Here is a 23033-nt window from a genome sequence, read left to right on the forward strand (position 1 = left end):
ATGATGATGATTTACGGTCTGCTGCCGTTTATGCGCCAGACCCTGCCTTACTCTGAACTCCAGCAGAGCGTCGATTACCGCTGGCCGACCAACAGCCGCATTGGTCAGCGGGCCTCGGCGCAGTTCCTCGGCGTCGGCGATGAGAAAATCACCCTCACCGGCGAGCTGCGACCGGAAGTCACCGGCGGCGCGGTGTCGTTACTGAGCTTTAAGCTGCTGGCCGACGAGGGCCGGGCGTGGCCGCTGATTGGCGGTAACGGCACCGTGTACGGTATGTTTGTCACGGAGAACTTTGCGGCGACGCACAGCGAGTTTTTAAGTAACGGCAGCGCGCAGAAAATGACCTTCACCCTCAGTCTGAAGCGCGTGGACGACTCGTTAACGTCGATGTTCGGCGACCTGAAAAAGCAGGCAGACGGGCTGATTAGCGGGGCCGGAAGTCTGTCGGGCCAGCTTACCTCGGCCATTAATCAGGCGAAAACCGCCGTTACCACCGTCGGCGGGCTGCTGTCATGAGTACCGGCAGCATGGCAATCCCGGCGGGGGCGCGGATTGCGCCTGACTTTATGCTGACGGTCAACGCGAAAGACGTGACCGCCAGTCTTCGCGACCGGCTGATGTCGCTGACGCTGACCGATAACCGGGGCTTTGAGGCTGACCAGCTCGATCTTGAGCTGGATGACGCCGACGGGCAGCTGGCCATGCCGGTTCGCGGCGCGGTGATCACGCTGTTTCTCGGCTGGCAGGGGCAGGCGCTGACCGGCAAGGGAAACTTCACCGTTGACGAGGTGGAGCACCACGGCGCGCCGGACACCATGACCATCCGGGCGCGCAGCGTGGACTTTCGCGGCTCGCTCAACTCGCGGCGTGAAGCCTCATATCATGACACCACCCTGGGCGAGGTGGTCGCGCAGATTGCCGGGCGTAACAGCCTGACGGCGGTGCTTGCCACAGGCTTTGCCGCGTTGCCGGTCAGTCATATCGACCAGACGCAGGAAAGCGACGCGGCCTTTGTGACGCGGCTTGCCACGCTGTACGGCGCGGTGGCGGCAGTGAAGGCCGGGAAACTGCTGTTTCTGCGTCCGGGCAGCGGGGTAACGGCCAGCGGTAAAGCCATTCCGCAAATGACCCTTACCCGGCAGGACGGTGACCGGCACAGCTTCAGCATTGCCGACCGGGGCGCGTATACCGGCGTGACGGCCAGCTGGCTGCACACCAAAGACCCGACGCCGAAACAGGTGAAGGTGAAACGCAAGCCGAAAGAGCAGCACCTGCGTGCTCTTGAGCATCCGGCGGCAAAAAAGGGAAAGGCCACAGCCACCAAAACACCGGAGGCAAAAGAGGGGGATTATCTGGCCGGTACGGAGGATAACGTCTTTGCGCTGACCACGGTTTACGCCACCAAATCCGCCGCGATGCGCGCCGCAAAAGCAAAGTGGGAAAAACTTCAGCGCGGCGTCGCGGAGTTTTCGCTGACGCTGGCAACGGGCCGGGCGGATCTGTTCCCGGAAACGCCGGTGCAGGTCAGCGGGTTCAAGGCGGTGATCGACGCGCAGCCGTGGCTTATCAGTAAGGTGACGCACAGCCTGAGCGGCAGCGGTTATACGACAACGCTGGAATTTGAGGTGCTGCTGTCGGATGTTGAGTATGAAGCGGAATCAGATAATGATGATTCACTTTGAGTGAATTGTGTTGTTATTTTTGTAGGTTTTAGTTATTAAGGCAGGGTACACAAGGAGAACGCCCCCATGATGCATTGCCCGCTTTGCCAGACCGCCGCCCATGCCAAAAGCAGCCGCTATATCTCACGCGAAACCAAAGAACGTTATCACCAGTGTCAGAACATCAATTGCAGTTGTACTTTCAAAACCCACGAAAGTATCGCAGGGATGATCGTTTCGCCCGGCCAAACTAACAAGGTGCCGATCTTCACGCATAATGACAGACAGCCATCTTTGCTTCACTGACAGGCCCGCGAAAGCGGGTTTTTTTGTACCTGAATTCAGGAGGGCAAAAAAGTGCGGCGACACTTTTGCGACACTAACCCCCATAAACAAAAAAGCCACTCCTTACGAAGTGGCTTAACTGCATGATTTACATCATTAAATCTGGTGGCCCCTGCTGGACTTGAACCAGCGACCAAGCGATTATGAGTTAGAGACCAAGCGATTAATTTAAAATACTTTGATATACTTTTCAAGTATATAAGCAAGTGCTTGCTACTGTGTAAATAACCAGAAATACTTCATTTTACCCCCCTGTGGTATCCTATAGGTATCCTGGAGCGTCCAAGCGATTCTCAGGATACCTTAATCGTATGGTAACGGGGAAAGCGTGGAAACGTTCAAATTTACGAAGACTAAACTGGAAAGTCTGCCTGCTGCTGAACGTGGTCAGGTTGAGTATGGAGATTCTATTGTTAATGGGCTGAGGCTGCGGATCGGCGTTTCGGGAGTAAAAAGTTTCTGCATTTCCCGCAAGCGAAACGGTAAATTTATTCGGGCAACGCTGGGCCGGTTTCCAGACCTGTCTGTAGAGAATGCGCGCGCCAAGGCACTTGAATTGCTGGGGGAGGTTGCCACTTCCGGTTTAAATCCCAATATTCAGAAGCGAAATGACAGCAAAGCCACGATTACCCTGGCTGAAGCGCTCAATACCTATATTGCCAATCGTGAACATAGGATCAAAGCCAGCACGGTTTCTCAATATAGAGCGACACTTGAGAATTTTTCCGGTGACTGGCTTAAACAACCGCTTGCCTCTGCAAGCCGTGAGCGCGTTGAGGCACGGCATAAAGCAATTACTGATGGCACAGTTTGGTTTGGCGAAGACAAGACAACATTAAGGGCCGGAGTCGGTTCTGGAAGCAAAGCCCAGGCTGACCTTTGGGCCAGAGTTCTCCGGGCTGTTTGTCGTTTCGCATATGATCACTATCGTGATGATAGCGGGAAAACACTTCTGCCAGACCCACCAACTACGGTTTTAAGTACCAAACGCAAATGGCATGGAACCACCCGAAAAATTGAGCGTATCCGTACCCATGATTTTCCCCGCTGGTTTGCTGCAATTAGTGCCGTTCGCCAGATTGCGGAAGACGGTCGTGATGATTTTGCAGCGGCGGTTTGTGATGCTGTAGAAATGGTGATCTTTACCGGACTAAGGAAAGAGGAAATCCTGGGGCTTGAATGGGAGCGGGTTAATATGACGGGTCGCTATTTCTGGATAGACACAACCAAAAATGGCGATCCGCTCGAACTCCCTATGACGGAAAGTCTTCTAAAAATATTTCGTCGCCGGTTAAGGTTTCAGGCTGGTAATGGGCGTTTTGTTTTTCCGGGAACGAAAAGTACGATCAAAGAAACTCGCCATATTATTGATCGCATCTCCGCGGCTACCGTTCCTGAGCCTAATCCTGAAGGACTTCAGCCGATACCGTTTAAATGGCATGACGGGCGGCGAACTTTCGGAACAGTAGCGGAACTGGTGAACGTTGGTAACTATATACTCAAACGCCTGCTGAATCATCGCACCATGCGAAGCGCGGATGTCACTCAGGGGTATTTATACTTCAGTGCTGATGAACTTCAGGAGCCAGCGGTAAGGATTGAGCACAAAATACTTGAATTCGCTGGGTTAGTTGAAAGCAAGAAAACTATTGATTCAAGGTTACTTTCCGCGCTGCAAAATTTAAGCGATGAAGAAAAAAGGAAGTTAATTTTTCAGCTTTCAGAATATGAAAATAAAAGAGGTGGGCTGTGAAGAAAAAAACCATTAAGCAATTGGAAGATGATTTGAAATATTACGAGGAATTCATTAAAAAATGTGGTGATGTAATTGATATTGAGCAATACACAATATCTTCTTTTTCCAGTACAAGTAAAAAGAGTCTATCTTATGAAGATATTCAAGGTATGGCGCTGGAAAAACGTTATGAAATATGTATGAAATTAATTTCTGATTCAGATTTTTCTAGTGGTTCAGACAAGGAAAGTGAAAATATACATAAGGCTATAATGATTTTATATGGCATGGGGTTTAGAGAGTTATCTGCAACCGTCAATAAAATTGCGGTAGACTATTTTGTTTCGAAGTCTTACAGTGAAAAAATTGCAGGCATTAAACACCAAATAAAGCAAAGAAAAATTAACAGTAAAGGTGGGAAAGCGCGAACCAGTATCCATAAGGATGGTGCGTTAAAAATTGCAGCTGATACGTGGGCGGAGTTTCCCGGTGCCAGCATGGAAAGTCTTTCAAGGAAAATATATGAATACTTGAATGGAAAATATAGAGGCATTCCAGAACCAGGAACAATTAAAACATGGCTAAAAAATTCGGGGCTAAATCCTGAACACTCACCCAAAATAAAAAATTATGATTTGGTCGTTAAGCAGTAATGCAGGTAGTTAAGTACTTAACCACCCAGTAAAGTACTTAACTATAACCCTAAGTACTTGCCCGATTGTGAAACTACTTAGCTGTTCTGTTTAGTGGTTATCACACCTTAACTTATTTGAATATCAAACATAAATTATCACCAACATTAATTCTGTATACATGGTGATAATTATGCGAGTCCATCCTTCAGCAGCAATCCTTGAAAAATTCACACGCGCAGAGGCGGCCATATATCTTGGTGTCAATTCTCAGACGCTGGCTAACTGGGCGCATACCGGAAAGGTGAAAATTCCCCATCACAAGATTGGCCGCAAAGTTATCTATTTCAGGTCCGATCTGGATACCTATCTTGAATCGGTTCGCCGTGTTCAGACGGCATGAGGTGGGATATGTTGAATAAAACAAAGGCGGTCATGCCGGGCCGCCAGTGTCACAACAGCAGTTATTACGCCAGCCCGGATAGCACATTGATCGAGTGGGGCAATAATGCTGGTGGTACCCCCTCATTGAGTTGGTGGAAAGATTTAATTCAGCCCTTCGGTTCAATACCTTGCCGCCGCAACTCTGCCCGCGCCAATTCTTTCAACCAATTACCCAGGCTGACACCGGACCTGTCTGAGGCTTCATCAAGTTGCTCTTTAAATTCTGGCGTTAAACGCACACTAAAAATAGGTGACTTACCAGCACCTTTTGGACTTCTGTCACGCTTGATAGTTGACATGTATGGACCCGTTACAATAGTATCAATGTTGTTAGGTCCATACACTAACACGCAGAAGTTAAAAATGACAACGCCCCGCAGTGCTCGCAACACATACAGGGCGTCTAACCACAACGTAATTGAGGCTTACATTATGGCTATACAACAGCATACCCAAACTCACCCTGAATTTACATGGCTGTTCCTTGCCATACCTCGTGGCACAACCGGTAAGCCGGTTGTACTGCGTACTCAGGCCACAAGTGAAACGAAAGCGCGGGAAACTTTTCCCGGTTGGGATCTGACCTTTGCCGCCAAAATCCGAACGGACAGTCCGCTGTCGGTCGCATGGAGTGATCCGTATTCATCAACGCTGTGGTTGCTGACAGGCAGTAATATTTTTGAGTCTGTTAAGGCCGCCCCGGTGCGATCACCAATGCCTGGCGATCGCTACATTGAACGCGCAAGCGGCATGTTGCTGGTTATCCGTGAGCTGACCGAAGACCGGGTGATTTTCTCTTATGAGCAATATCCGCTGGCGAGCCACAGCCGCCCGCTGGAGGGGTTTATTCGTGGTTGTGAGCTGGTTGAGGTATTTCATGCGTAACGAACAAGTTAAACCTAAATATACATACCGGACCAATGTTTGCCTGGCTTACAACGCCATGCTTACCAGCGCACTACTTGACGCTATTTGTTACCTGCAAATGAAAGGCGATGAAGCCGCACAAAAGCACATTATCGATCTCTGTGTTCTTGCGTCTGAACGTGCTGAAGAACTGGCAGAAGAACTTGAAACAGCAGGAGGTGATCTGTGATCAGTAACGTCAAATTTAACGAACTGGCCGGAAAGGTTGATCATCTGGTGGATAAGGTTGAGTTGCTGGAAGGTCAGATCAGGTCTTTAACGGCCAGCCAGGGCGGGTTAATCCCGCCAGGCATGTCACCGGTAAGCACACTGGCGGCTGAATTTGGTCTCAGCACCAAAAAGGCCGAAGAGCTTGCGCAGAATACGGGCGTAATGATTATTTGTCAGAAGGGCGGCGGGTTTATTGTTCATGATGAAAAGTTCAGGGAAGCGGCACGGCTGGTGCTTAGGGCGGCAAAGCGCAAGTATGGTTCAGCGTACTGGTATCACCCGTTGATCGGTAAGTTTCAGATGTGCGGGGGTATTCCGAAATGAGCATGGTCATCCCAATCAGACCTGAAGAGATGTCTGATAGCCTGTTTTCCTGCGTCTACAGTTGGGTAAACGGACATCCGGTAGATAAAAAAGCAACCAACGCCGCAGCGGCACGGCATAAGGATAAATCCACGTCATACGGCGCACTGGCGCAACGCCTTAAGAGTTTTGTTGCGGGTTCCGGTCCCTCCTATGAGGAACTGTGTGAAAGTGGACTTATTCATACTGACATCAGTAAGCAGAAGGAGAACCGGATCGCGCTGGTGGCTGAATATATTGGCGATGAAGGGATTAAAACGGTACTGACCGACACCGGGCGGATCAACCGTCTTTTCCCGCCAGCGAAGCCGGATAAAAAGAAACATCCCACGGAAGCGGCCACCTCGTCACTGGCACATATGGGGCCAAGCCAGCGCGGCGAAGTATTGCTGGCGCACTATGATGGCCTGTTAGCCCTGCATGGCGACTCTGACACTGTTCACCACTATAACGGGGTAATCTGGCAACCAGTCAGTGATAACGCGCTGGCGCGGGAAATGGCGGTAATCTTCCGTGAATCAGATGTTCCCTACTCAATGGCGGCGATGAAGAACGCCGTGGATACCATGAAACTGAGCCTGCCGGTAATGGGTGCCACGGCAAGAAACCTTATCGGCTTCAGTAACGGCGTTTTTGATACCCGTGAAGGCATATTCCGGGAACACAGACTTGAATACTGGTTACTTATCGCCAGCGAGGTGGAATTTGGACAGGCAAAAGATGGTGAAAGTCTGGAGACGCACTCCCCCAACTTCTGGCGCTGGTTACAGCATTCCACCGCAGGGAATGACAGAAAGGCGGCACGACTACTTGCCGCGCTGTATATGGTGATGGCTAACCGCTACGACTGGCAGTTGTTCCTTGAGGTAACCGGGGCTGGTGGCAGTGGTAAGAGCGTAATGGCTGAAATTTGCACCATGCTGGCGGGTAAGGGCAATACGCAGTCGGCCAGCATGTCAGCGCTGGAGAATCCGAAAGAGCGTGAATTGCTGGTAGGTTATTCGCTTATCGTCATGCCAGATATGACGCGCTACGTTGGTGATGGTGCCGGGCTGAAAGCGATCACGGGTGGCGATAAGGTTTCAGTCAACCCAAAGTACAGACAGCCCTATTCAATGCGGATACCGGCTGTTGTGCTGGCAGTCAACAATAACGCCATGTCATTCAGTGACCGCAGCGGTGGCATATCACGGCGGCGCGTCATTTTTAACTTTTCTCAGGTGGTGCCGGAGAATGAGCGTGATCCAATGTTGTCGGAAAAAATTGAGGCAGAGCTTCCGGTCATCATCCGGCACCTGCTGACGCGCTTTGCTGACCAGGACGAAGCCAGAACGCTGTTGTTTGAGCAGCAGAAATCAGAGGAGGCATTAGCCATTAAGCGTGAGGGTGATTCGCTGGTGGATTTCTGTGGGTATCTGCTGGCCTCAGTACAGTGTGACGGCATGTTTATTGGCAATGCTTCTGTAGTGCCATTCAGCCCCCGTAAATACCTTTACCATGCTTATCTGTCGTACATGCAGAGTAATGGCCTGAGCAAGCCGGTATCATTAACCCGCTTTGGATCGGATATGCCGGGGGCTATGGCCGAGTACGGGAAAGAGTATATCAGGAAGAAAAGCACAAAAGGGAACATGCGCTCCAACATTAGCCTGAACAGTGATGCTGACGAGTGGCTCCCTCTGGCAACAGGGCTTAAAAATTAAAGTAATTAAATAAGTCTCCACTACTATCCACCTTAAGGAATAAATAATAAAAAACATTAAGTTAATGGGTGGAGACTTTAATAATAACTCTCCACTAACTGTCCACCTCTCCACTTTTTAACAAAAGCAGAGGGTGGAGGGTTAGAGAGGAGACTTACGGAGAGTTAAAAAAGAACTGACCACCATTTAATTATCTGATAAACAATGATAAAAACTCAAAAGTGGAGAGGTGGACACTTAAACGCATAAACTTTATTTTTCCTGATTTACTGTTGCTCAGTATGTTGCTTTCGAAAGACCAACTTCATTCGTTTCTCTGTTGACCCATAGATAGTAGCTGGAGGACACTGAGCTATTTTTTTCCCAATGTTCGCTATCACCTTCTTTTTCTGCAAAGTGATAACCTAGCGTTGCAAGGTACGGTTTCAGAGATGATGAATCAGTGGTTTTACGAAAAATAATTGTACTCTGTTCTGCTGCTGAGCCATCGCGGGCCTGGTATTTGAAATAATAATCATGGCTGATACGAGGGGCTTTTTTAATATCACTGTCCGTGATTATATGATATAAAATTGAGTCGCTTTGATTGTATCCTTCCCCCCTTTCGGCTTTAGATTGAATGCTACAAGTGGTTAGCTCAATCGCTACAAGCAGGATTAACAGAATGCCCAATACTCTTAAGATTACTTTTCTCATGGTATGCGAAACCCCCGGTATTCGTTCAGGATAGAGGCTTTATCAATGATGCGAACAATACCTGATCTGAAGTCAGTGAAGGGTGTTATTGCGGTCATAAAGCCTGGAAGGTTCGCTTTGTAGGGGGTCAGTGGAACATTTTCTATTGCAGGATCTGGAAACAATAAAGGCTTAAAACCTTTGTTCTTGAAATTACCTATAGGGCCATAGTGATCCCAGCGCCTTAGAGCTGCTTCTTTGCTGACTGGTTGGATCATATTGATATAATTCATCGGGCGTACCACACTGTAAAAGCCCAGTAGATCGGACACGAGGTCTTCACCACTGAACCCACTATCGGTGTACCAGCTAAACCAGGGCTGAGCCTGCCAGTTTTCGAAAAGGACGGCGGTGCGCATAACCATGGCAAGAAGAATACTGTGTATCTCATGCTGAGAGCGGCCTCGCTTAATATTCCAGCCAATATAACGCCCCGTGGCAAACTTTCCGGCCCGCATGATCTGTTCGTACTGAACCAGATAATAAGGTTTACGGCTCATCTCTCCCTGGCGGAATTTTGATAGCGTTCTGGTAATGTCACCACCTAGAGCATGTCCAAGGTCTATCCAACCAAGTAGCTCTGTATACATCAATCCGGTCACACCTTTTCTGTACTCGCTTGGATCGATAATCTCACTTCGTTTGCTCATTTCATTTCCTTATGATTATTCCATCGGACAATTTAATAAAATATTGCTTAACTTGTTAAGTCACGTATTTTTCCTGCTCACTGTATCAAATTTTGTAAATTATCCGTACCCATGTTTACCCGCGCTTACCCCTGTCTCTGACGGGGGTTTTCTTTCTGTTTTTCATCTATATCCTGGTGTGTGGCACTCAGACGTGAGCCGCCACTGGCCGTCAGGTTTGCCTCGCTGCTGACATAGCGTTCCTCACAACTGACGGCCTCCCCCCTCCCGGACTGGTTTCACGTCTCAACACTTATCGTTACGAGAAACCACAACATGAAAAAATTGCTTGAACTCCGCCAGCAAAAAGCCGCCCTCAAAACCCGGATGCATTCCATCATGGATAAAGCCACTGAGGAAAAACGCAACCTGAACGCCGACGAAGGCAAACAGTTTGACGAACTCCGCGCCCAGGCCGAATCCCTTGATACTGATATTTCCCGTCTGGAAGTGCTGGCCGATGAAGAACGCCACCAGCCGGGCAGGCCCGTTGACGGAAAGAATATATCCAACGATGCACTCCGCCATTATATTCTGACCGGCGAAACCCGCGCCTTATCCACGGCTGAAGGCTCTGACGGCGGTTATACCGTTATCCCTGAGCTGGACCGCGAAATCATGCGCCAGCTGAATGACGAGTCCGTTATGCGTAAAATCGCCACGGTCAAAACCACCAAAAGTAACGAATATAAAAAGCTGGTATCCGTTGGCGGCGCGGTGGTTAATCACGGTGAAGAAGGTAAGGCCCGTGCCGAAACCGGTACGCCGAAGCTGGAAGAAGTGAGCATTAAACTGTTCCCGGTTTATGCTTATCCAAAAACCACTCAGGAAATACTGGATTTCAGTGATGTGGATATTCTGGGCTGGCTCTCTTCTGAAATCAGCGACACCTTTACCGAAACGGAAGAAACCGATCTGGTGAACGGTGACGGAAGTAAAAAGGCGACAGGTTTTCTGTCTTATCCCCGTGCAGAGCAGAATGATAAAACCCGTCCTTTCGGCACGCTGGAAAAAATGGTTGTCAATGCCGTCCAGGCGGATGACCTGATTGATTTAATTTATAAGCTGAAGGCGAAATACCGCAAAAATGCGGTATGGGTAATGAGTTCGTCATGGGCTGCCGCGCTGCAAAAAGTTAAAAATAATAACGGTGACTATATCTGGCGTGACCGTCTGACTGAGGGTTCACCGGATACGCTGCTGGGCAGACCTGTTTATTATCTTGAAAACATGTCAGAGATAAATGGTGGCGTCAGTGAACCGGGCGCGGCTGTTATTGCCGTGGGTGACTTTAAGCGTGGTTATTACATTGTCGATCACACCACCGGCGTGCGAACCCGCCCGGACAATATTACTGAACCGGGTTTCTATAAGGTCCACACCGATAAATATCTGGGTGGCGGGCTGGTGGATTCCAGAGCAATCAAGGTGCTTGAGCTTGGCGCCGCGTCGGAATAATTGCCGGGGCGGTGGCCCCGTTATTGTTTATGGGATCTGACAATGAAAAATAATGATTATGAAATCCGCACCGCTGAACTGAGCACCGCCGATAAAAAGTTGGTGGGCTATGCCATCCGCTGGAACAGCCTGTCAGAGGTTATCTGCGATGAATTCCGGGAACAGTTCGCACCGGGAGCATTTAAGGAGAGCCTCGCCAGCGGGGCAGACTGCCGCGCACTGTATGAACATGATTATACCCGGCTGCTGGGCCGTACCACATCCGGCACACTGACCCTCAACGAAGATAATACGGGCCTTCGTTTTGAGCTGACGCCACCCGATACCCAGGCGGGCCGCGATGTGCTTACGCTGGTGGCGCGTGGCGATATTTCCGGCATGAGTTTTGCCTTCCGGGCGCTCAGTGAGGAATGGAACATTGCGACCCCGCCTTATATCCGCACCGTGACCGCCGCCGACCTGCGGGAAATTACCGTTACCAGCCTGCCCGCCTATACACAAAGCAACGTTGAGATTGCCCGCCGTTCCCTGCTGGCCCGTCATCCTGAACTGAACGGCCTGAACCCCGATATGCGCCGCCGTCAGGCCGAACTGGCGGGGCTGTGATATGTGGTGGCCTTTCAGCCGTAAAGCCGAACGACGCAGCATGACCATTGATGATTTTCTGGCAATGGCCGGAATACCCAATACCGGCTCAGGGGAGTACGTCTCAGCCGGTACGGCGGAGTCCCTGCCAGCGGTGATGAATGCCGTTGCGGTCATCAGTGAGGCGGTGGCCTCCATGCCCTGTTATCTGTACCGGGTGACAAATAAAAATGGCCGCGAGTCGCGGGAATGGCTGGGCGATCATCCGGTGGATCTCCTGCTGAATGAGCAGCCCAACGACTGCCAGACCGCCTGGCAGTTCAAACGTACCATGATGCGCCACTGTCTGCTGAACGGTAACGCTTATGCGGTTATCCGCTGGGGCCGTGACGGCCAGCCCTGTTCCCTTCATCCGTATCCGCCCGGTTCCGTGGTGCCTGAACGCACTGGCGAACATCGTTATAAATACAGCGTTACGGAACCTTTCACCGGTGCGGTGAGAACGTATCTTCAGGAAGAAATGTTGCATCTTCGCTATGCAACTGATGATGGCTTTCTGGGGCGTTCTCCGGTCACCATCTGCCGCGAAACGTTAGGGCTTGGTCTTGCCCAGCAACGGCACGGGGCCAGCGTGATGAGGAACGGCATGATGGCTTCCGGTGTGCTGAAATCGGCCGACTGGCTTGATGGGGCGAACGGCAAAAAAGCCCTTGATGCGCTGGAACGCTACAAAGGGGCCAGGAATGCGGGTAAAACGCCGGTTATTGAGGGGGGGATGGATTATCAGGCACTGGGTATGAGCAATCAGGATGCCGAGTGGCTGGCCTCCCGCCGCTTCACCATTGAAGATATCGCCCGTATGTTCAACGTTTCCCCCATCTTTCTCCAGGAATACAGCAACAGCACGTACAGCAATTTCAGCGAGGCCAGCCGCGCCTTTCTCACCATGACCATGCGCCCCTGGCTGGCCAACTTTGAACAGCAGGTTAAATCAGCGCTGTTGCTGGCGTCTCCGGTTCCCGGTGTTCGCTATCAGGTTGAATTTGATTCTGCCGATTTACTCAGGGCTAACCCGGCTGAACGTTTCAGAAGTTACGAAACGGCGATTAAGTCCGGGGTGATGTGTCCGAATGAAGCCCGTGAACGTGAGGGAATGCCACCGCGTGAGGGCGGGGACGAGTTCAGCCAGGCATGGAAACAGCATATTGAAGTGAAAAGTGCTGAAGGAGGCAACGATGGCGAGTGAGCTGATAACGCTGAGCGAGGCAAAGAGGCATTGTCGCATTGATGATGATTACGATTATGAAGACGCGCTGATACAGGCGTATATCGAGGCCGCGCTGGAGGTCTGCCAGAAGCATATCGGCAAGCGCATTCCTGAAGAGCAGGAATTTACTGCGGCGCTGAAGGTGGGTTGCATGATGTACGCCTCACAGCTGTATGAACACCGCACCACTATCAGCGAGGTGGAAAAGAGTGAAGTGCCGATGGCGATTTCCGCGTTGTGGTCAGTTTATCGTGATGTGGGTGTGTACTGATGCCGTGGCAACCCTTACGCCGCTGTACCGAACCGGGCTGTAATGTCCGGGTTAAAGCCGGTAAATGTGACGAGCATAAGCGCGAAGAGCGCCGCCAGTCCGACAGCCGGAGAGGAACGCGCACTCAGCGGGGTTACTCCAACCGCTGGGGCGAATACCGCCGACTTTTTCTTAAAGCGAATCCGCTCTGTGTTCACTGCCTTAAAGCCGGTGACTACACGCCCGCTACCATCGTGGATCACATCATTCCGATTAATGGAGAAGGTGACGTGCTGTTCTGGCCTGCCAGCAACCACCAGGCACTTTGCCAGACCCACCACAATCGCAAGACGGTACAGGTTGACCCGATGACCAAACAGAAGCGAATGGCTGGCGCATTCCATAAGCAGGAGGAAGCCGCCCGCCTGCGCAATCACTGGATATATGACTATGGCGACGAATGAGAAAGAGCAGGTTCAACTACTGGCCGGACTGCTGCGCCAACGTGACCAGTTCACTTCACAGCGTACCAGAGCGAACAGCCGCCACGCAGCGCGGCGCATGACTGAGCGTGACCGGGACATCAGGTCCGCATTCCGCAACCGCTGACAGCCCGGTCTGATGGGGTGGGGGAGGTTTTCAGGACAAAAGCCTCCCTTTCTGGAACCGCCCGCCCCCTCAAATTTTTACGCGCGGCATTTTTTTTAACAGCAGAAAGTCACAGGGAAACAACAAATTATGGCAAGACCGCCAAAAGCCCCCGCCTATCTTGATGAAATTGCGGTGGAGCAATGGGAAACAAAAGCGAAACACCTGGCGAAAAGAAAAGACCTGATGCCCGCCGACTGGAACAGCCTGGAGTTGTATTGCGTCAATTATTCAATTTACCGGAAAGCCGTTGCGGACCTTGCCGTGCGCGGGTTTACCGTGGAGGGGGAACGGGGTGCGGCAACCAGTAACCCGGCACTGAAAGCCAAATCTGACGCAGAGCGGATCATGATTAAAATGTCGTCGCTGCTGGGTTTTGACACGGTGAGCAGAAACCGTCACCCTGTCAGTACGGAAAAAAAAGATGGACTGTCAGCCCTGGAATAACTACGCCCACGGGGTTAAAACCGGTGTCATTCCGGCCTGTAAGCGTGTCATACAGGCAGTAAACAGGTATTTTTCTGACCTGAATGACCCCCGTTTTACCTTTGATACTGAGACGGTGGAGCGGTTTATGGCCTTTTCGGCGTTCTGTCCGCATGTCAAAGGCCCACTGCGTGGCCAGCCGGTGAAGCTGGAACCCTGGCAACAGTTTTCCTTTGCCTGCCTGCTGGGCTTCCGGGTAAAGGCGACCGGTCGCAGGAAGTACAGGAGCGCCTATATTCAGGTGCCGCGCAAAAATGCCAAGTCCACCGTGGCCGCGATACTGGCTTTATGGTTTCTGGTGATGGAGAAGGGCCAGCAGGATATCTACACCGCCGCCGTGAGCCGGGACCAGGCCCGTATCGTGTTTGATGATGCCCGTCAGATGTGCCTGTTATCGGCACCGCTGAAAAGTCGTCTGACCATTCAACAGCATAAAATGATTTACACGAAATCCAACAGCCTGCTGAAGCCGCTGGCCGCCAAAGCGGCGACCATTGAAGGGACCAACCCCGGCCTGGCGATTGTGGACGAATACCACCTGCACCCGGATAACGGCGTGTACTCCGCGCTTGAACTGGGCATGGGCGCACGGCCGGAAGGGCTGCTTTTTGCCATCACCACCGCAGGCAGCAATACCGTTTCAGCCTGTAAGCAGCACTATGATTACTGTTGCCGGATACTGGCCGGTGAAGAAATCAATGATTCTCTTTTTGCCCTTATTTACGAGCTGGACGACGAAAGCGAGATTGACTCCCCGTCGTTGTGGGTGAAAGCCAATCCCAACCTGAATATTTCCGTTGACGGTGACGCGCTGGCCGACACCATCCAGAAGGCCAGGGGCATACCCTCGCAGTGGGTGGAGATGCTGACCAAACGCTTTAACATCTGGTGCCAGGGGGCGACGCCGTGGATGGGAGCCGGTGCCTGGGCAGCCTGCAAAAGTGATTACGGTGAAGAAGATTTGCAGGGCATGGCGTGTTACGCCGGGCTGGATTTGTCCTCAACCAGCGATATTTCCAGCGTCTGCTATGCCTTTCCGTTTGAGCGTGAAATCCGCTTTCTGACCCGTCACTATCTGCCGGAAGTACAGTTAAGCAATGTCGCCAATAAGAACCGCGCCATCTACCGCCAGTGGGCCGCGGCTGGCTGGTTACGTATCACGCCGGGCGACTGTATTGATTATGACCGTATCCGGGACGACATACTCCGCGATGCTGAAATCTTCAGCATAAAGCTGGTGGGCTTTGACACCTGGAACGCAACGCATTTACGTACCCAGTTACAGGGCGCAGGGCTTGACGTGGAGCCGTTCCCGCAGACTTATCTTAAATTCAGCCCGGTGGCGAAGTCGCTGGAGGTGTTCGTTAACCGAAAAGTTATCCGGCACAACGGCGATCCGGTGCTGGCCTGGGCAGTGGATAACGTGGTGATGGAGAGTGACGCGAACGCCAATATCAAGCCAAACAAAAAGAAATCGGCCAACAAAATTGACCCGGCCATCGCCGCGCTGATGGCATTTGGCACCTGGCAGGCAGAGCATGAAGATTTCAGCTTTGATGTGTCCGAGGCACACAGGCAGCGCCTGGCGGCCTTCACCGGGATTTAACCATAGGACATGCTCAGGCGTTAATAAATAATGCAGGGAGTTCTTATTATTGCCTGTAACAATTTAATTGTTACCTGATGAATTTGCAGCCAAAAATGGTTGCCTGTTGTCACTGACTGGCATTATGATCATTACGTTACCCCATATCGGGTAGCCGGGTTTAGCAGCCTGAATTCACAACAGCGCACAGCCGCGCCAGCGGTTTTTGTGTGTAATGCACTGGCACATCTGAATTATGGTGGCCTGGGCAGGGGAGCCGCAAGGCTCGCCGGGTTCTGTTGTGACCGGTCTGCTAACCCTGTTCAGGTCACCACCCGTCGTTTAGCAGCGGCCTGTGGTGAATATTCAGCATTCACAACAGGGACTGTAGCATGATCACAACCACACTCCCGGAGCTTCCTTCAGCGCAATGCCTTGATGGGATGTTTACGGCAACCGATATATCCCAGCCAGAGCTACTTGATCAATGCCGTGCGCTGGTGTTCGCTATAACCGAACTTACCAACACCGTGGCGAGAGACTGTCTGATATGGATATTGATGGAGCGGGTTGAACTTCTCAGAGACAAAATGGATGAGGAGGTGATAGTCTGATAACTCAATGTGTTAAGAAGAAAAGGGCCGCTTGCGGCCTTTTTCTTTACCCACAGATGAGCAGCACAGATAAAGACGATTTGTTCCCGTGTTTTCGGCCCATCAAAATGCATCTGCAAGGAGTGGAGGATATCCTGATGATACTTGCTAATACCTGCACGAAGTATCCTATAGGTATCCTGGAAAAGAAAAAGGACTCACGCTGTTAACGCAAGCCCTTGATAAATCTGGTGGCCCCTGCTGGACTTGAACCAGCGACCAAGCGATTATGAGTCGCGTGCTCTAACCAACTGAGCTAAGGGGCCTGTGGCGCAGGATTATAATGTAACTTGTCCGGGCAATCCAGCGCTTCACGACTGGTTGATTGTTTTTCAGGCATTAGCATCGTTTCAGGAACTGATTGATTAACAAAACGTTCCAGTCATTTATAACTTTACTGATATCGCTTAACGATCGACCTGCAATGGAAACGCCGTGTCATGGACCTGTCACGCGAACTGGCTCGACAGCATCGCGCATTGGTGGTGCCTGGCCCTCGTCAAGGGATAAAAGGGGGATGGTAAATGGCCGTACTCCAGTAGCGGCTGCTGGCATGTTTCTCTGCCAGCCAACCCTCTTTACGAAGCTGGCGGGCTATCATCTTATTCATAATGCCATGCCCGACCAACAGCACATTACCGTGGCTGGACAACGCTATCAGCCGTGCGGCTGCCTGTATCGCCCGACATTTCGCCTGTTGATAAGACTCCACCGATCCTGCGTAGCCAAAAAACCACAGTATCCGCAGCAGAGAGAGCCAGAATGATGGCGGCAGCGGCGGATAGCTCAGTTGCATCAGTGGCAGGGACACTTCGCGGAACACTGCATCTGTACAGGTCGCTTTCACCCCCAGTTTCTCAAGCGAGGAGCAGGCGCGGGGCAATGGACTGGCAACGATATAATCTGCGGTGGCCGCAATATAGCGGCTTCTCTCCGGTGGCGTGCCTCCAACCTGTGATAAATCATAGGCTTCACTCCACTGTTTCATTGCCTGCACAGGCAACCAGCAATCCGAAAGGTTTTCGGGTTTACCGTGTCGCATCAAAATGATAGCCATCGCTTTTCTCCGCTGGATTAAATGGAAGGTAAATGCCGCGATCATCCACGACAGAATGCAGAACTGATGCTGAGCCTTGCTCCTCAGACTGCTGACAGAGTAAGCGGTTGCGATGATTGTCACCAGAGTTAGTGAACATCGAGTGGAAATCTGATGTAAATAAGAACGTCAACCCGCCGTGCTGCTTTTCTCGTTGGTGGCAGAAACGGAGCTATATATGAAATTAAGCTGCCGTTGACCGGGTTTATGGCGCAATGGACCAGTTACTGACACGCCAGCCAACGCCGTGTTCACAGGTTAATGCGTTGATGTGGCATGCGGTACGCGCTCCTGAAGATGAAAATTCGTGGTGGTTGGCGCTGCCAGCGCCGGCACGGAAATATCAGCTGTGCCGCATTCCGTCATGTGGGGTGGGGAAACCACCCCGTGATCGGTCAGACAGGGGAGCGCTGCTTTGCTCGCTGCCAGCGAAGTGCGTCAATGACCAATAACACCAGCAAACTGATGCCCATCACCGGCAGGCTTATCGCTAACAGGATGGTTATTGCCAGCAGCAACAGCCGGGCGCTGACGGAAAGCTGTTGCCAACAATATCGCAGCGTCTCTGCCGGATGAATTCCCTGTCCGATGCGGGGGCGGCGCAGCCACCATAAACGGTAGCCCAACACGATCATCACGCACAGCCCCACGCCAAAAACAGCCAGCAGCAGCTGATTGGGCAACCCAAACAACACGCCCATATGCGCATCAACACCCCAGCGCGTTAGCTTTGCCAGCAGACCGAAGTGGGCAAACTCTACCTTATCCACCACCTGAAAACGCAGTGGATCCACCGCCACGCTGTCCACCTGGGTAGGCCAGCGACGATCGATCTCGCTGACGGTCCAGGCTTTATTTGCTCTCCAGGCGGGGCGGATCTCAATTTTAGCAGCATCGATCCCGGCGTTACGCGCCGCCCTCAGCACCGGATCAAACTGGGCTGGGGCGACACTGATGGCCTGGTCATGGGGCATCGTCTGCGACATTCTGTGCCCGGCATGTTCCTCCATCGTGGCGGGAGTTTTTTCCGTCATCTCCCCGGCGGACATCATCATATCGGGCATTGCATTGCTGGCAGGGAGCTGCCGGGGATTGAGTTCGGTGTTAACCACCGGCGTCAGCCAGCCAAAACAGGCGCGCATGGCAGCGATATTATCCCCGGCCCAACGTGACCAGGTTAGCCCGGTGGCCGAGAAAAAAATCAGCCCAAGCAGTAGCAGCAGGCCCAGCGTACTGTGCCAGTGGCGGTGACGGAGAATTTGCTGTCCGCGTGACTTTTTACCGGTCTTTAACTGGCGCGGAGTGCGGCTTCCCGCCCACAGCAGCATGCCTCCAACCGCGGCGATCCACAACCAGCTGGCCGCCAGCTCGCTGTAATTCCTGCCCATATCACCCAGCAACAGGTTACGGTGCAGGTAGTCCAGCCAGGTGCGGAACGGCAGTATACCGCTGGTGCCATAAACCGTCAGCTGACCACGGACTTGCAGAGTATCCGGCGCAATAAACACCGCGGTGGTTTCTGACGGGCCTGACGTCGGGGTGGTAAACATTACTCGAGTGGTATCACCCGGGCCGGGAGCGGGACGTACCGCCGCAATTTTCACCCCGTCACCGATAAACTTTTGCGCCACGGCAATCTGTTCGGCCAGAGATCGGGCAGGGCCGCTGACGGGCGTATGAAGCTGTTGCGCATACAGGACATTCTCCAGCTGTGGGGTCAGCACATAGAGCGTACCGGTGAGCGCGGCGACAAAAATAAAGGGAGCGATAAACAGACCAATATAGAAGTGCAGGCGACGCAGCAGTGGCATTAATGCACTGCGTGTCTGAACGGCGCGGGCAGGCTGCGCCAGAATTTTTTCCGACATAATAGTTCCATCTGCCTGTATTCAGGCATTAAGCAGGTGACGACAGCAATATTTTTTTTACAACTAAGGTGCTGTACGCGGTGGCGCTCTGGGATGGAAAAAGCGTGGAGTAAAACGGCTGACAACAGGTTGAAACAGCGGCAGGGCATGAAAACTGGCGGCCTGAAGTGCTGAACACAGCGGCGGCAACGTGGTGAGATCCAGCGGCAGATGTGTCAGCAGTACACAGTAGCCACAGGCGCTGTCATCCATCATCGACGCAGGATGATCCTGCATCGTTCGTTCCGGGGAGATATCGTTCGTTGTCATGCCCGGCATGTGATGCATCGTCATGCCGGGCATCATCGCCATCATCATGGCATGACGTGCAGGCGTCTGATCCAGTGATTTGGAAATAACCGGAGCAAGTAACAGCAATAGCATGGCCAGCAGACCAGACCATGCGGCAAAAGGGCTGGGCAACCGGTGTATTGTTAACCGCGACAAACTCTGAACATCCTGGTCAGCGTCAAAGGAGCGAGATTGTAGCAAAAAATGGGGTCAGAGGTAGCGAAGATATTGAAACAGCTACTTACATCCTGAAGTGAAGGCTCACAAATCCACCAGGTCGGTGCTCTTTATACATGCTATAAACAACTGGTTAACATTTTATTAGCCTGCCATTGTGCTTTCGGCACGCAGCCATACAGGATAAACCCTATGTTCAACTGGACTTCGACTCAGCGCAATGTGGCCTTCGCCAGTTTTGCCAGCTGGATGCTGGATGCGTTCGACTTTTTTATACTGGTTTTCGTATTAAGTGATATTGCGGCAAATTTTCATACTGAAGTCTCTGATGTATCGATAGCCATCATGCTGACACTGGCTGTACGTCCCATTGGCGCACTGCTGTTTGGCCACCTGGCGGAAAAATATGGCCGCAGGCCAATACTGATGGTCAATATCGTCACCTTTTCCCTGTTTGAACTGCTCTCTGCCTGGTCACCGACCCTGGGTACTTTTCTGGCCTTCCGGGTCATTTATGGTATTGCGATGGGCGGCGTGTGGGGCGTGGCGTCGTCACTGGCGATGGAAACCATACCGGATCGTTCGCGTGGGATGATGTCTGGTTTCTTTCAGGCTGGTTATCCGGCCGGGTATTTGCTGGCGTCTGTTATCTTCGGACTGTTTTACAGCACGGTGGGTTGGCGCGGCATGTTCCTGATTGGGGCACTGCCAGTCCTGCTGTTGCCCTTTATCTGGTTCAAAGTGCCGGAATCGCCGGTGTGGCTTGCCGCAAGGGAGCGCAAAGAGAGCGTGGCGCTGATGCCGGTGTTACGTAGTCACTGGAAGCTGTGCGTTTATCTGGTCCTGCTGATGGCCTGTTTCAACTTTTTCAGCCACGGTACGCAGGATCTCTATCCAACCTTCCTGAAGGTACAGCACGGCTTCACGCCACATATGGTCAGTATTATCGCTATCTGTTACAACATTGCTGCCATGTTAGGGGGCGTCTGCTTTGGGACGCTTTCAGAGAAAACGGGACGCAGGAAGGCGATCATGATCGCCGCGTTGCTGGCCCTGCCGGTGCTGCCGCTGTGGGCTTTTTCCAGCGGTTCGTTCGCCATCGGCCTGGGCGCATTTCTGATGCAGTTCATGGTTCAGGGGGCGTGGGGTGTGGTGCCAACCTATCTTACCGAGCTGGTTCCGGCCAATACGCGTGCGGTGTTGCCCGGTTTTGTCTACCAACTGGGGAATCTGCTCGCGTCAGTGAATGCCACCTTACAATCGCACATTGCCGAAGCACACGGTAATAATTATGGCCTGGCGATGGCGATAGTGGCCGGCACGGTAGCAGTGTTAATCAGCGTGTTAGTCATGTTTGGCCGTGAAACCAGAGGCATTGAAATTTCCGCCAGTCATCGTGTGGATAAAACGAGCCACTGAGTGCGGATAACCCCAGAGCGGATCGTCGTCCGTTCTGGCGGCTTAATCGGGTAACTGGCAGACATCAACCCAGCGGGCGTTGGTCAGTTGCGCCAGCTGTTCTGGCGAGATACGCACCGCGCTGCGAATGGAACCGGCGGCAGGCAGGACTTCCTCATAATGCCGCAGCGAAATATCGCACAATACCTGTAACGGGTGCTCCAGCCCAAACGGGCAAACGCCGCCAACAGGATGTCCTGTCCAGTTAAGCACCTCATCACTGCTTAACATGCGGGCCTTGCTGCCTAACACTTCTTTTAGCTTATGGTTGTCGAGACGCGCATCACCGCGGGTAACTATCAGTATCACGCGGTCTTTTACCTTCAGCGACAGCGTTTTGGCGATTTGTCCCGGTTCAACGTGGTGGGCACGGGCGGCCAGGGTGACGGTCGCGGTGCTTTCTGTCAGTTCAATAATGTTAATTTCAGGCGCGTGTTCGGCAAAGAACTGCCGTACTGACTCCAGGCTCATGCTTATCCCCTTTTTTCACAGCGAATAAAGCTGCCACAGACCGGGCTGGCTGTAAACGGGAAGAAGAGGATCAGCGTGGATTCAGGGTGCAGTTGCCGCAACGTTGAACATCAGGTAGTCGATAGCGCTGGCAGCAGGTACGACGTTGCATCTCGCCATCCCGTGGCAGCATGGTGCGAAAGAACGGATTATCACCGCCATCCGCTAACGCAGGTGAGAAGAAGAAAGCCTGTTCCAGCTCATCACGCAATGGCTCAGCAATCAACGGTGCGATTTCGCCAAGAAACCAGTGAACGATAAAACCGGTGTTACTCCAGATAAGTTTGCTATTGATGCCGCCGTGTTGCGCAATACCGTTCACCACCGGGATCAGATGATGCCGGATCAGCCGATCCATACGCTGGGGTGGGGACAGAAATCGTGCGTCTTCATCTTCACGCACGTCCAACCAGAAAACGGCGGGGCGACCACTCGCTGTAAATTCAACGTGGCAATGTTCCGGGGAGATATCCAGCGCCCGCTTTTCCAGCAGCAATGCCATGATCATCGGCGGCAGCAGCAGACCAAAATACCACTGCGCCCAAAGTGATTGCAGCGGCTTGTTTTCCCGCTCCATCTGGCTGTTTTCACGATAGATATAATCACCGTACAGCGTATTCAGCCGGGAAAAATTTGCCGGTGTGGACCACCTGTTCAGCGGCATACAGTCAGCAGGTGCCTGTTCACCCAGCCTGATAGTGTCGAGAAAATAAGCACGGTGTTCGCTAAACAAGGTGCGCAACGATGTGGCCAGCGGACGGTCGCTTTGCAAAAAAATCAGCGGGTGTGAACCATACTCAGATGCCTGGCGAACAATCGTGGTCATGGGATATCCGGCGTTAATGAAATTGCAAAAACAAATGATAATCGTTCCTGATTCTATCTGAGGGCCTGCGCACAGACAAGACACAATCAGGCAGAGGCCAGAAGTGGCGACAATGGGCTAAACCGGCATTGCCCGTTGCCAATGACATCATTGTGCATAACGGCGGTGTTCACACCAAAACTGAAGGTGGCCTGCTTTGCAGTGGAAAAAACGAGTACACCGTCAGACCAACGCAGTGGCGGCTATTTTTTTGGTTTGCAGGAGATATTTAAATCCCCCTCTGAATGCACATTCAGTTTTATAATATTCTGCTTGTGTTTATTAGCAAAAATAATAACAAGCTGCGCTTCTTTCCGGCATTTAAACTCAATATCCTGGCCGCCATAACAACC

General features: G+C 52.0%; 28 protein-coding genes and 1 tRNA gene. 20 read left to right on the forward strand and 9 right to left on the reverse strand.

Annotated features, from left to right (window positions below; translation table 11 throughout):
- From EB241_RS17580 to EB241_RS17605, 6 genes are all read left to right on the forward strand, one after another.
- Positions 1–516 carry a phage tail protein gene (locus EB241_RS17580; RefSeq protein ID WP_124234398.1) on the forward strand — a complete coding sequence of 172 codons (516 nt, stop codon included), beginning with the start codon at positions 1–3 and terminating at the stop codon, positions 514–516.
- The gene (locus tag EB241_RS17585; RefSeq protein WP_124234399.1) at positions 513–1682 is read left to right on the forward strand and encodes a phage late control D family protein; all 1170 of its coding nucleotides are present in this window, start codon (positions 513–515) and stop codon (positions 1680–1682) included. Before EB241_RS17580 ends, EB241_RS17585 begins: the two co-directional genes overlap by 4 nt.
- Before the next feature lie 66 nt (positions 1683–1748).
- A complete protein-coding gene (locus EB241_RS17590) occupies positions 1749–1967 on the forward strand; it encodes an ogr/Delta-like zinc finger family protein (protein WP_124234400.1) in 219 nt (72 codons plus the stop codon).
- A gap of 367 nt (positions 1968–2334) precedes the next feature.
- Positions 2335–3759: a tyrosine-type recombinase/integrase gene (locus tag EB241_RS17595; RefSeq protein ID WP_124234401.1), complete on the forward strand. Its 1425-nt coding sequence runs from the start codon at positions 2335–2337 to the stop codon at positions 3757–3759.
- Complete coding sequence (locus tag EB241_RS17600) at positions 3756–4394, forward strand: hypothetical protein (RefSeq protein ID WP_124234402.1); 639 nt, start codon at positions 3756–3758, stop codon at positions 4392–4394. Before EB241_RS17595 ends, EB241_RS17600 begins: the two co-directional genes overlap by 4 nt.
- Before the next feature lie 172 nt (positions 4395–4566).
- Complete coding sequence (locus EB241_RS17605) at positions 4567–4776, forward strand: helix-turn-helix domain-containing protein (RefSeq protein ID WP_233592642.1); 210 nt, start codon at positions 4567–4569, stop codon at positions 4774–4776.
- A 148-nt stretch (positions 4777–4924) separates the two neighbouring features.
- Here the strand turns inward: EB241_RS17605 and EB241_RS17610 are convergent, their stop codons facing one another.
- Positions 4925–5116, reverse strand: coding sequence for a toxin-antitoxin system HicB family antitoxin (locus tag EB241_RS17610; protein WP_124234404.1), 192 nt, complete (start codon positions 5114–5116; stop codon positions 4925–4927).
- A gap of 133 nt (positions 5117–5249) precedes the next feature.
- On the opposite strand from EB241_RS17610, the gene EB241_RS17615 reads away from it, so the two are divergent.
- From EB241_RS17615 to EB241_RS17630, 4 genes are read left to right on the forward strand one after another with little or no spacing between them, the layout of a single operon-like run.
- Positions 5250–5702 (forward strand): host cell division inhibitor Icd-like protein, encoded by a 453-nt coding sequence (locus tag EB241_RS17615; RefSeq protein ID WP_124234405.1) that lies wholly within the window; start codon positions 5250–5252, stop codon positions 5700–5702.
- Positions 5695–5913: a hypothetical protein gene (locus tag EB241_RS17620; protein WP_124234406.1), complete on the forward strand. Its 219-nt coding sequence runs from the start codon at positions 5695–5697 to the stop codon at positions 5911–5913. The genes EB241_RS17615 and EB241_RS17620 overlap by 8 nt, the downstream gene beginning before the upstream one ends.
- Entirely contained in the window at positions 5910–6278 is a 369-nt protein-coding gene (locus EB241_RS17625) for a hypothetical protein (RefSeq protein WP_124234407.1), read from the forward strand. The genes EB241_RS17620 and EB241_RS17625 overlap by 4 nt, the downstream gene beginning before the upstream one ends.
- The gene (locus EB241_RS17630) at positions 6275–8020 is read left to right on the forward strand and encodes a DNA primase family protein (protein ID WP_407644284.1); all 1746 of its coding nucleotides are present in this window, start codon (positions 6275–6277) and stop codon (positions 8018–8020) included. The genes EB241_RS17625 and EB241_RS17630 overlap by 4 nt, the downstream gene beginning before the upstream one ends.
- A 276-nt stretch (positions 8021–8296) precedes the next feature.
- Here the strand turns inward: EB241_RS17630 and EB241_RS17635 are convergent, their stop codons facing one another.
- Complete coding sequence (locus tag EB241_RS17635) at positions 8297–8716, reverse strand: hypothetical protein (RefSeq protein ID WP_124234408.1); 420 nt, start codon at positions 8714–8716, stop codon at positions 8297–8299.
- The gene (locus tag EB241_RS17640; protein ID WP_124234409.1) at positions 8713–9405 is read right to left on the reverse strand and encodes a hypothetical protein; all 693 of its coding nucleotides are present in this window, start codon (positions 9403–9405) and stop codon (positions 8713–8715) included. Before EB241_RS17640 ends, EB241_RS17635 begins: the two co-directional genes overlap by 4 nt.
- 315 nt (positions 9406–9720) lie before the next feature.
- On the opposite strand from EB241_RS17640, the gene EB241_RS17645 reads away from it, so the two are divergent.
- The 9 genes from EB241_RS17645 (at position 9721) to EB241_RS17680 (ending at position 16337) form a co-directional block, all read left to right on the forward strand.
- Complete coding sequence (locus tag EB241_RS17645) at positions 9721–10902, forward strand: phage major capsid protein (protein WP_124234410.1); 1182 nt, start codon at positions 9721–9723, stop codon at positions 10900–10902.
- 42 nt (positions 10903–10944) lie between these two features.
- Positions 10945–11508 carry an HK97 family phage prohead protease gene (locus EB241_RS17650; RefSeq protein ID WP_124234411.1) on the forward strand — a complete coding sequence of 188 codons (564 nt, stop codon included), beginning with the start codon at positions 10945–10947 and terminating at the stop codon, positions 11506–11508.
- Between the two features lies 1 nt (position 11509).
- On the forward strand, positions 11510–12733 hold the full coding sequence (locus EB241_RS17655; RefSeq protein WP_124234412.1) for a phage portal protein: 1224 nt from the start codon (positions 11510–11512) through the stop codon (positions 12731–12733).
- On the forward strand, positions 12723–13025 hold the full coding sequence (locus EB241_RS17660) for a head-tail connector protein (protein ID WP_124234413.1): 303 nt from the start codon (positions 12723–12725) through the stop codon (positions 13023–13025). The genes EB241_RS17655 and EB241_RS17660 overlap by 11 nt, the downstream gene beginning before the upstream one ends.
- Positions 13025–13468, forward strand: a complete 444-nt coding sequence (locus tag EB241_RS17665; protein ID WP_124234414.1) for an HNH endonuclease — start codon at positions 13025–13027, stop codon at positions 13466–13468. Before EB241_RS17660 ends, EB241_RS17665 begins: the two co-directional genes overlap by 1 nt.
- Complete coding sequence (locus EB241_RS21175) at positions 13455–13613, forward strand: hypothetical protein (protein ID WP_199737388.1); 159 nt, start codon at positions 13455–13457, stop codon at positions 13611–13613. Before EB241_RS17665 ends, EB241_RS21175 begins: the two co-directional genes overlap by 14 nt.
- A gap of 129 nt (positions 13614–13742) precedes the next feature.
- The gene (locus tag EB241_RS17670; protein ID WP_124234415.1) at positions 13743–14099 is read left to right on the forward strand and encodes a phage terminase small subunit P27 family; all 357 of its coding nucleotides are present in this window, start codon (positions 13743–13745) and stop codon (positions 14097–14099) included.
- Positions 14077–15744, forward strand: coding sequence for a terminase large subunit (locus EB241_RS17675; protein WP_124234416.1), 1668 nt, complete (start codon positions 14077–14079; stop codon positions 15742–15744). The genes EB241_RS17670 and EB241_RS17675 overlap by 23 nt, the downstream gene beginning before the upstream one ends.
- A gap of 371 nt (positions 15745–16115) precedes the next feature.
- Entirely contained in the window at positions 16116–16337 is a 222-nt protein-coding gene (locus EB241_RS17680) for a hypothetical protein (protein WP_124234417.1), read from the forward strand.
- A 228-nt stretch (positions 16338–16565) separates the two neighbouring features.
- Here the strand turns inward: EB241_RS17680 and EB241_RS17685 are convergent.
- The 4 genes from EB241_RS17685 to EB241_RS17700 all read right to left on the reverse strand — a co-directional run bounded on the left by EB241_RS17685 (position 16566) and on the right by EB241_RS17700 (position 19826).
- Positions 16566–16642 (reverse strand) — tRNA-Ile (locus EB241_RS17685).
- Positions 16643–16875: 233 nt separating this feature from the next.
- The gene (locus tag EB241_RS17690) at positions 16876–17433 is read right to left on the reverse strand and encodes a histidine phosphatase family protein (protein WP_124234418.1); all 558 of its coding nucleotides are present in this window, start codon (positions 17431–17433) and stop codon (positions 16876–16878) included.
- Positions 17434–17867: 434 nt separating this feature from the next.
- Positions 17868–19340, reverse strand: coding sequence for a PepSY-associated TM helix domain-containing protein (locus EB241_RS17695; RefSeq protein WP_124234419.1), 1473 nt, complete (start codon positions 19338–19340; stop codon positions 17868–17870).
- 63 nt (positions 19341–19403) lie between these two features.
- Positions 19404–19826 carry a DUF2946 family protein gene (locus tag EB241_RS17700; RefSeq protein ID WP_233592643.1) on the reverse strand — a complete coding sequence of 141 codons (423 nt, stop codon included), beginning with the start codon at positions 19824–19826 and terminating at the stop codon, positions 19404–19406.
- Positions 19827–20039: 213 nt separating this feature from the next.
- Between EB241_RS17700 and EB241_RS17705 the strand changes: the two genes are divergently transcribed.
- Positions 20040–21266 carry an MFS transporter gene (locus tag EB241_RS17705; protein ID WP_124234420.1) on the forward strand — a complete coding sequence of 409 codons (1227 nt, stop codon included), beginning with the start codon at positions 20040–20042 and terminating at the stop codon, positions 21264–21266.
- A gap of 42 nt (positions 21267–21308) precedes the next feature.
- On the opposite strand, the gene EB241_RS17710 is transcribed toward EB241_RS17705, so the two are convergent.
- Both EB241_RS17710 and fhuF read right to left on the reverse strand, forming a co-directional pair.
- Positions 21309–21776 carry a YbaK/EbsC family protein gene (locus tag EB241_RS17710; RefSeq protein WP_124234421.1) on the reverse strand — a complete coding sequence of 156 codons (468 nt, stop codon included), beginning with the start codon at positions 21774–21776 and terminating at the stop codon, positions 21309–21311.
- Positions 21777–21846: 70 nt separating this feature from the next.
- Positions 21847–22641 carry a siderophore-iron reductase FhuF gene (fhuF, locus tag EB241_RS17715; RefSeq protein WP_124234422.1) on the reverse strand — a complete coding sequence of 265 codons (795 nt, stop codon included), beginning with the start codon at positions 22639–22641 and terminating at the stop codon, positions 21847–21849.
- Between the last annotated feature and the right edge of the window lie 392 nt (positions 22642–23033).

It is taken from the genome of Erwinia psidii (genome assembly GCF_003846135.1).
In the GTDB taxonomy this organism is placed as follows: Bacteria; Pseudomonadota; Gammaproteobacteria; order Enterobacterales; family Enterobacteriaceae; genus Erwinia; species Erwinia psidii.

What these genes read in the sequence shown, in the direction of transcription:
- EB241_RS17610 (WP_124234404.1), bottom strand. Translation starts at nt 5,116, where the DNA reads ATGTCAACTATCAAGCGTGACAGAAGTCCAAAAGGTGCTGGTAAGTCA.
- EB241_RS17640 (WP_124234409.1), bottom strand. Translation starts at nt 9,405, where the DNA reads ATGAGCAAACGAAGTGAGATTATCGATCCAAGCGAGTACAGAAAAGGT.
- EB241_RS17635 (WP_124234408.1), bottom strand. Translation starts at nt 8,716, where the DNA reads ATGAGAAAAGTAATCTTAAGAGTATTGGGCATTCTGTTAATCCTGCTT.
- fhuF (WP_124234422.1), bottom strand. Translation starts at nt 22,641, where the DNA reads ATGACCACGATTGTTCGCCAGGCATCTGAGTATGGTTCACACCCGCTG.
- EB241_RS17710 (WP_124234421.1), bottom strand. Translation starts at nt 21,776, where the DNA reads ATGAGCCTGGAGTCAGTACGGCAGTTCTTTGCCGAACACGCGCCTGAA.
- EB241_RS17580 (WP_124234398.1), top strand. Translation starts at nt 1, where the DNA reads ATGATGATGATTTACGGTCTGCTGCCGTTTATGCGCCAGACCCTGCCT.
- EB241_RS17620 (WP_124234406.1), top strand. Translation starts at nt 5,695, where the DNA reads ATGCGTAACGAACAAGTTAAACCTAAATATACATACCGGACCAATGTT.
- EB241_RS21175 (WP_199737388.1), top strand. Translation starts at nt 13,455, where the DNA reads ATGGCGACGAATGAGAAAGAGCAGGTTCAACTACTGGCCGGACTGCTG.
- EB241_RS17675 (WP_124234416.1), top strand. Translation starts at nt 14,077, where the DNA reads ATGGACTGTCAGCCCTGGAATAACTACGCCCACGGGGTTAAAACCGGT.
- EB241_RS17670 (WP_124234415.1), top strand. Translation starts at nt 13,743, where the DNA reads ATGGCAAGACCGCCAAAAGCCCCCGCCTATCTTGATGAAATTGCGGTG.
- EB241_RS17585 (WP_124234399.1), top strand. Translation starts at nt 513, where the DNA reads ATGAGTACCGGCAGCATGGCAATCCCGGCGGGGGCGCGGATTGCGCCT.
- EB241_RS17695 (WP_124234419.1), bottom strand. Translation starts at nt 19,340, where the DNA reads ATGTCGGAAAAAATTCTGGCGCAGCCTGCCCGCGCCGTTCAGACACGC.
- EB241_RS17605 (WP_233592642.1), top strand. Translation starts at nt 4,567, where the DNA reads ATGCGAGTCCATCCTTCAGCAGCAATCCTTGAAAAATTCACACGCGCA.
- EB241_RS17645 (WP_124234410.1), top strand. Translation starts at nt 9,721, where the DNA reads ATGAAAAAATTGCTTGAACTCCGCCAGCAAAAAGCCGCCCTCAAAACC.
- EB241_RS17690 (WP_124234418.1), bottom strand. Translation starts at nt 17,433, where the DNA reads ATGGCTATCATTTTGATGCGACACGGTAAACCCGAAAACCTTTCGGAT.
- EB241_RS17650 (WP_124234411.1), top strand. Translation starts at nt 10,945, where the DNA reads ATGAAAAATAATGATTATGAAATCCGCACCGCTGAACTGAGCACCGCC.
- EB241_RS17660 (WP_124234413.1), top strand. Translation starts at nt 12,723, where the DNA reads ATGGCGAGTGAGCTGATAACGCTGAGCGAGGCAAAGAGGCATTGTCGC.
- EB241_RS17630 (WP_407644284.1), top strand. Translation starts at nt 6,275, where the DNA reads ATGAGCATGGTCATCCCAATCAGACCTGAAGAGATGTCTGATAGCCTG.
- EB241_RS17590 (WP_124234400.1), top strand. Translation starts at nt 1,749, where the DNA reads ATGATGCATTGCCCGCTTTGCCAGACCGCCGCCCATGCCAAAAGCAGC.
- EB241_RS17705 (WP_124234420.1), top strand. Translation starts at nt 20,040, where the DNA reads ATGTTCAACTGGACTTCGACTCAGCGCAATGTGGCCTTCGCCAGTTTT.
- EB241_RS17655 (WP_124234412.1), top strand. Translation starts at nt 11,510, where the DNA reads ATGTGGTGGCCTTTCAGCCGTAAAGCCGAACGACGCAGCATGACCATT.
- EB241_RS17615 (WP_124234405.1), top strand. Translation starts at nt 5,250, where the DNA reads ATGGCTATACAACAGCATACCCAAACTCACCCTGAATTTACATGGCTG.
- EB241_RS17665 (WP_124234414.1), top strand. Translation starts at nt 13,025, where the DNA reads ATGCCGTGGCAACCCTTACGCCGCTGTACCGAACCGGGCTGTAATGTC.
- EB241_RS17680 (WP_124234417.1), top strand. Translation starts at nt 16,116, where the DNA reads ATGATCACAACCACACTCCCGGAGCTTCCTTCAGCGCAATGCCTTGAT.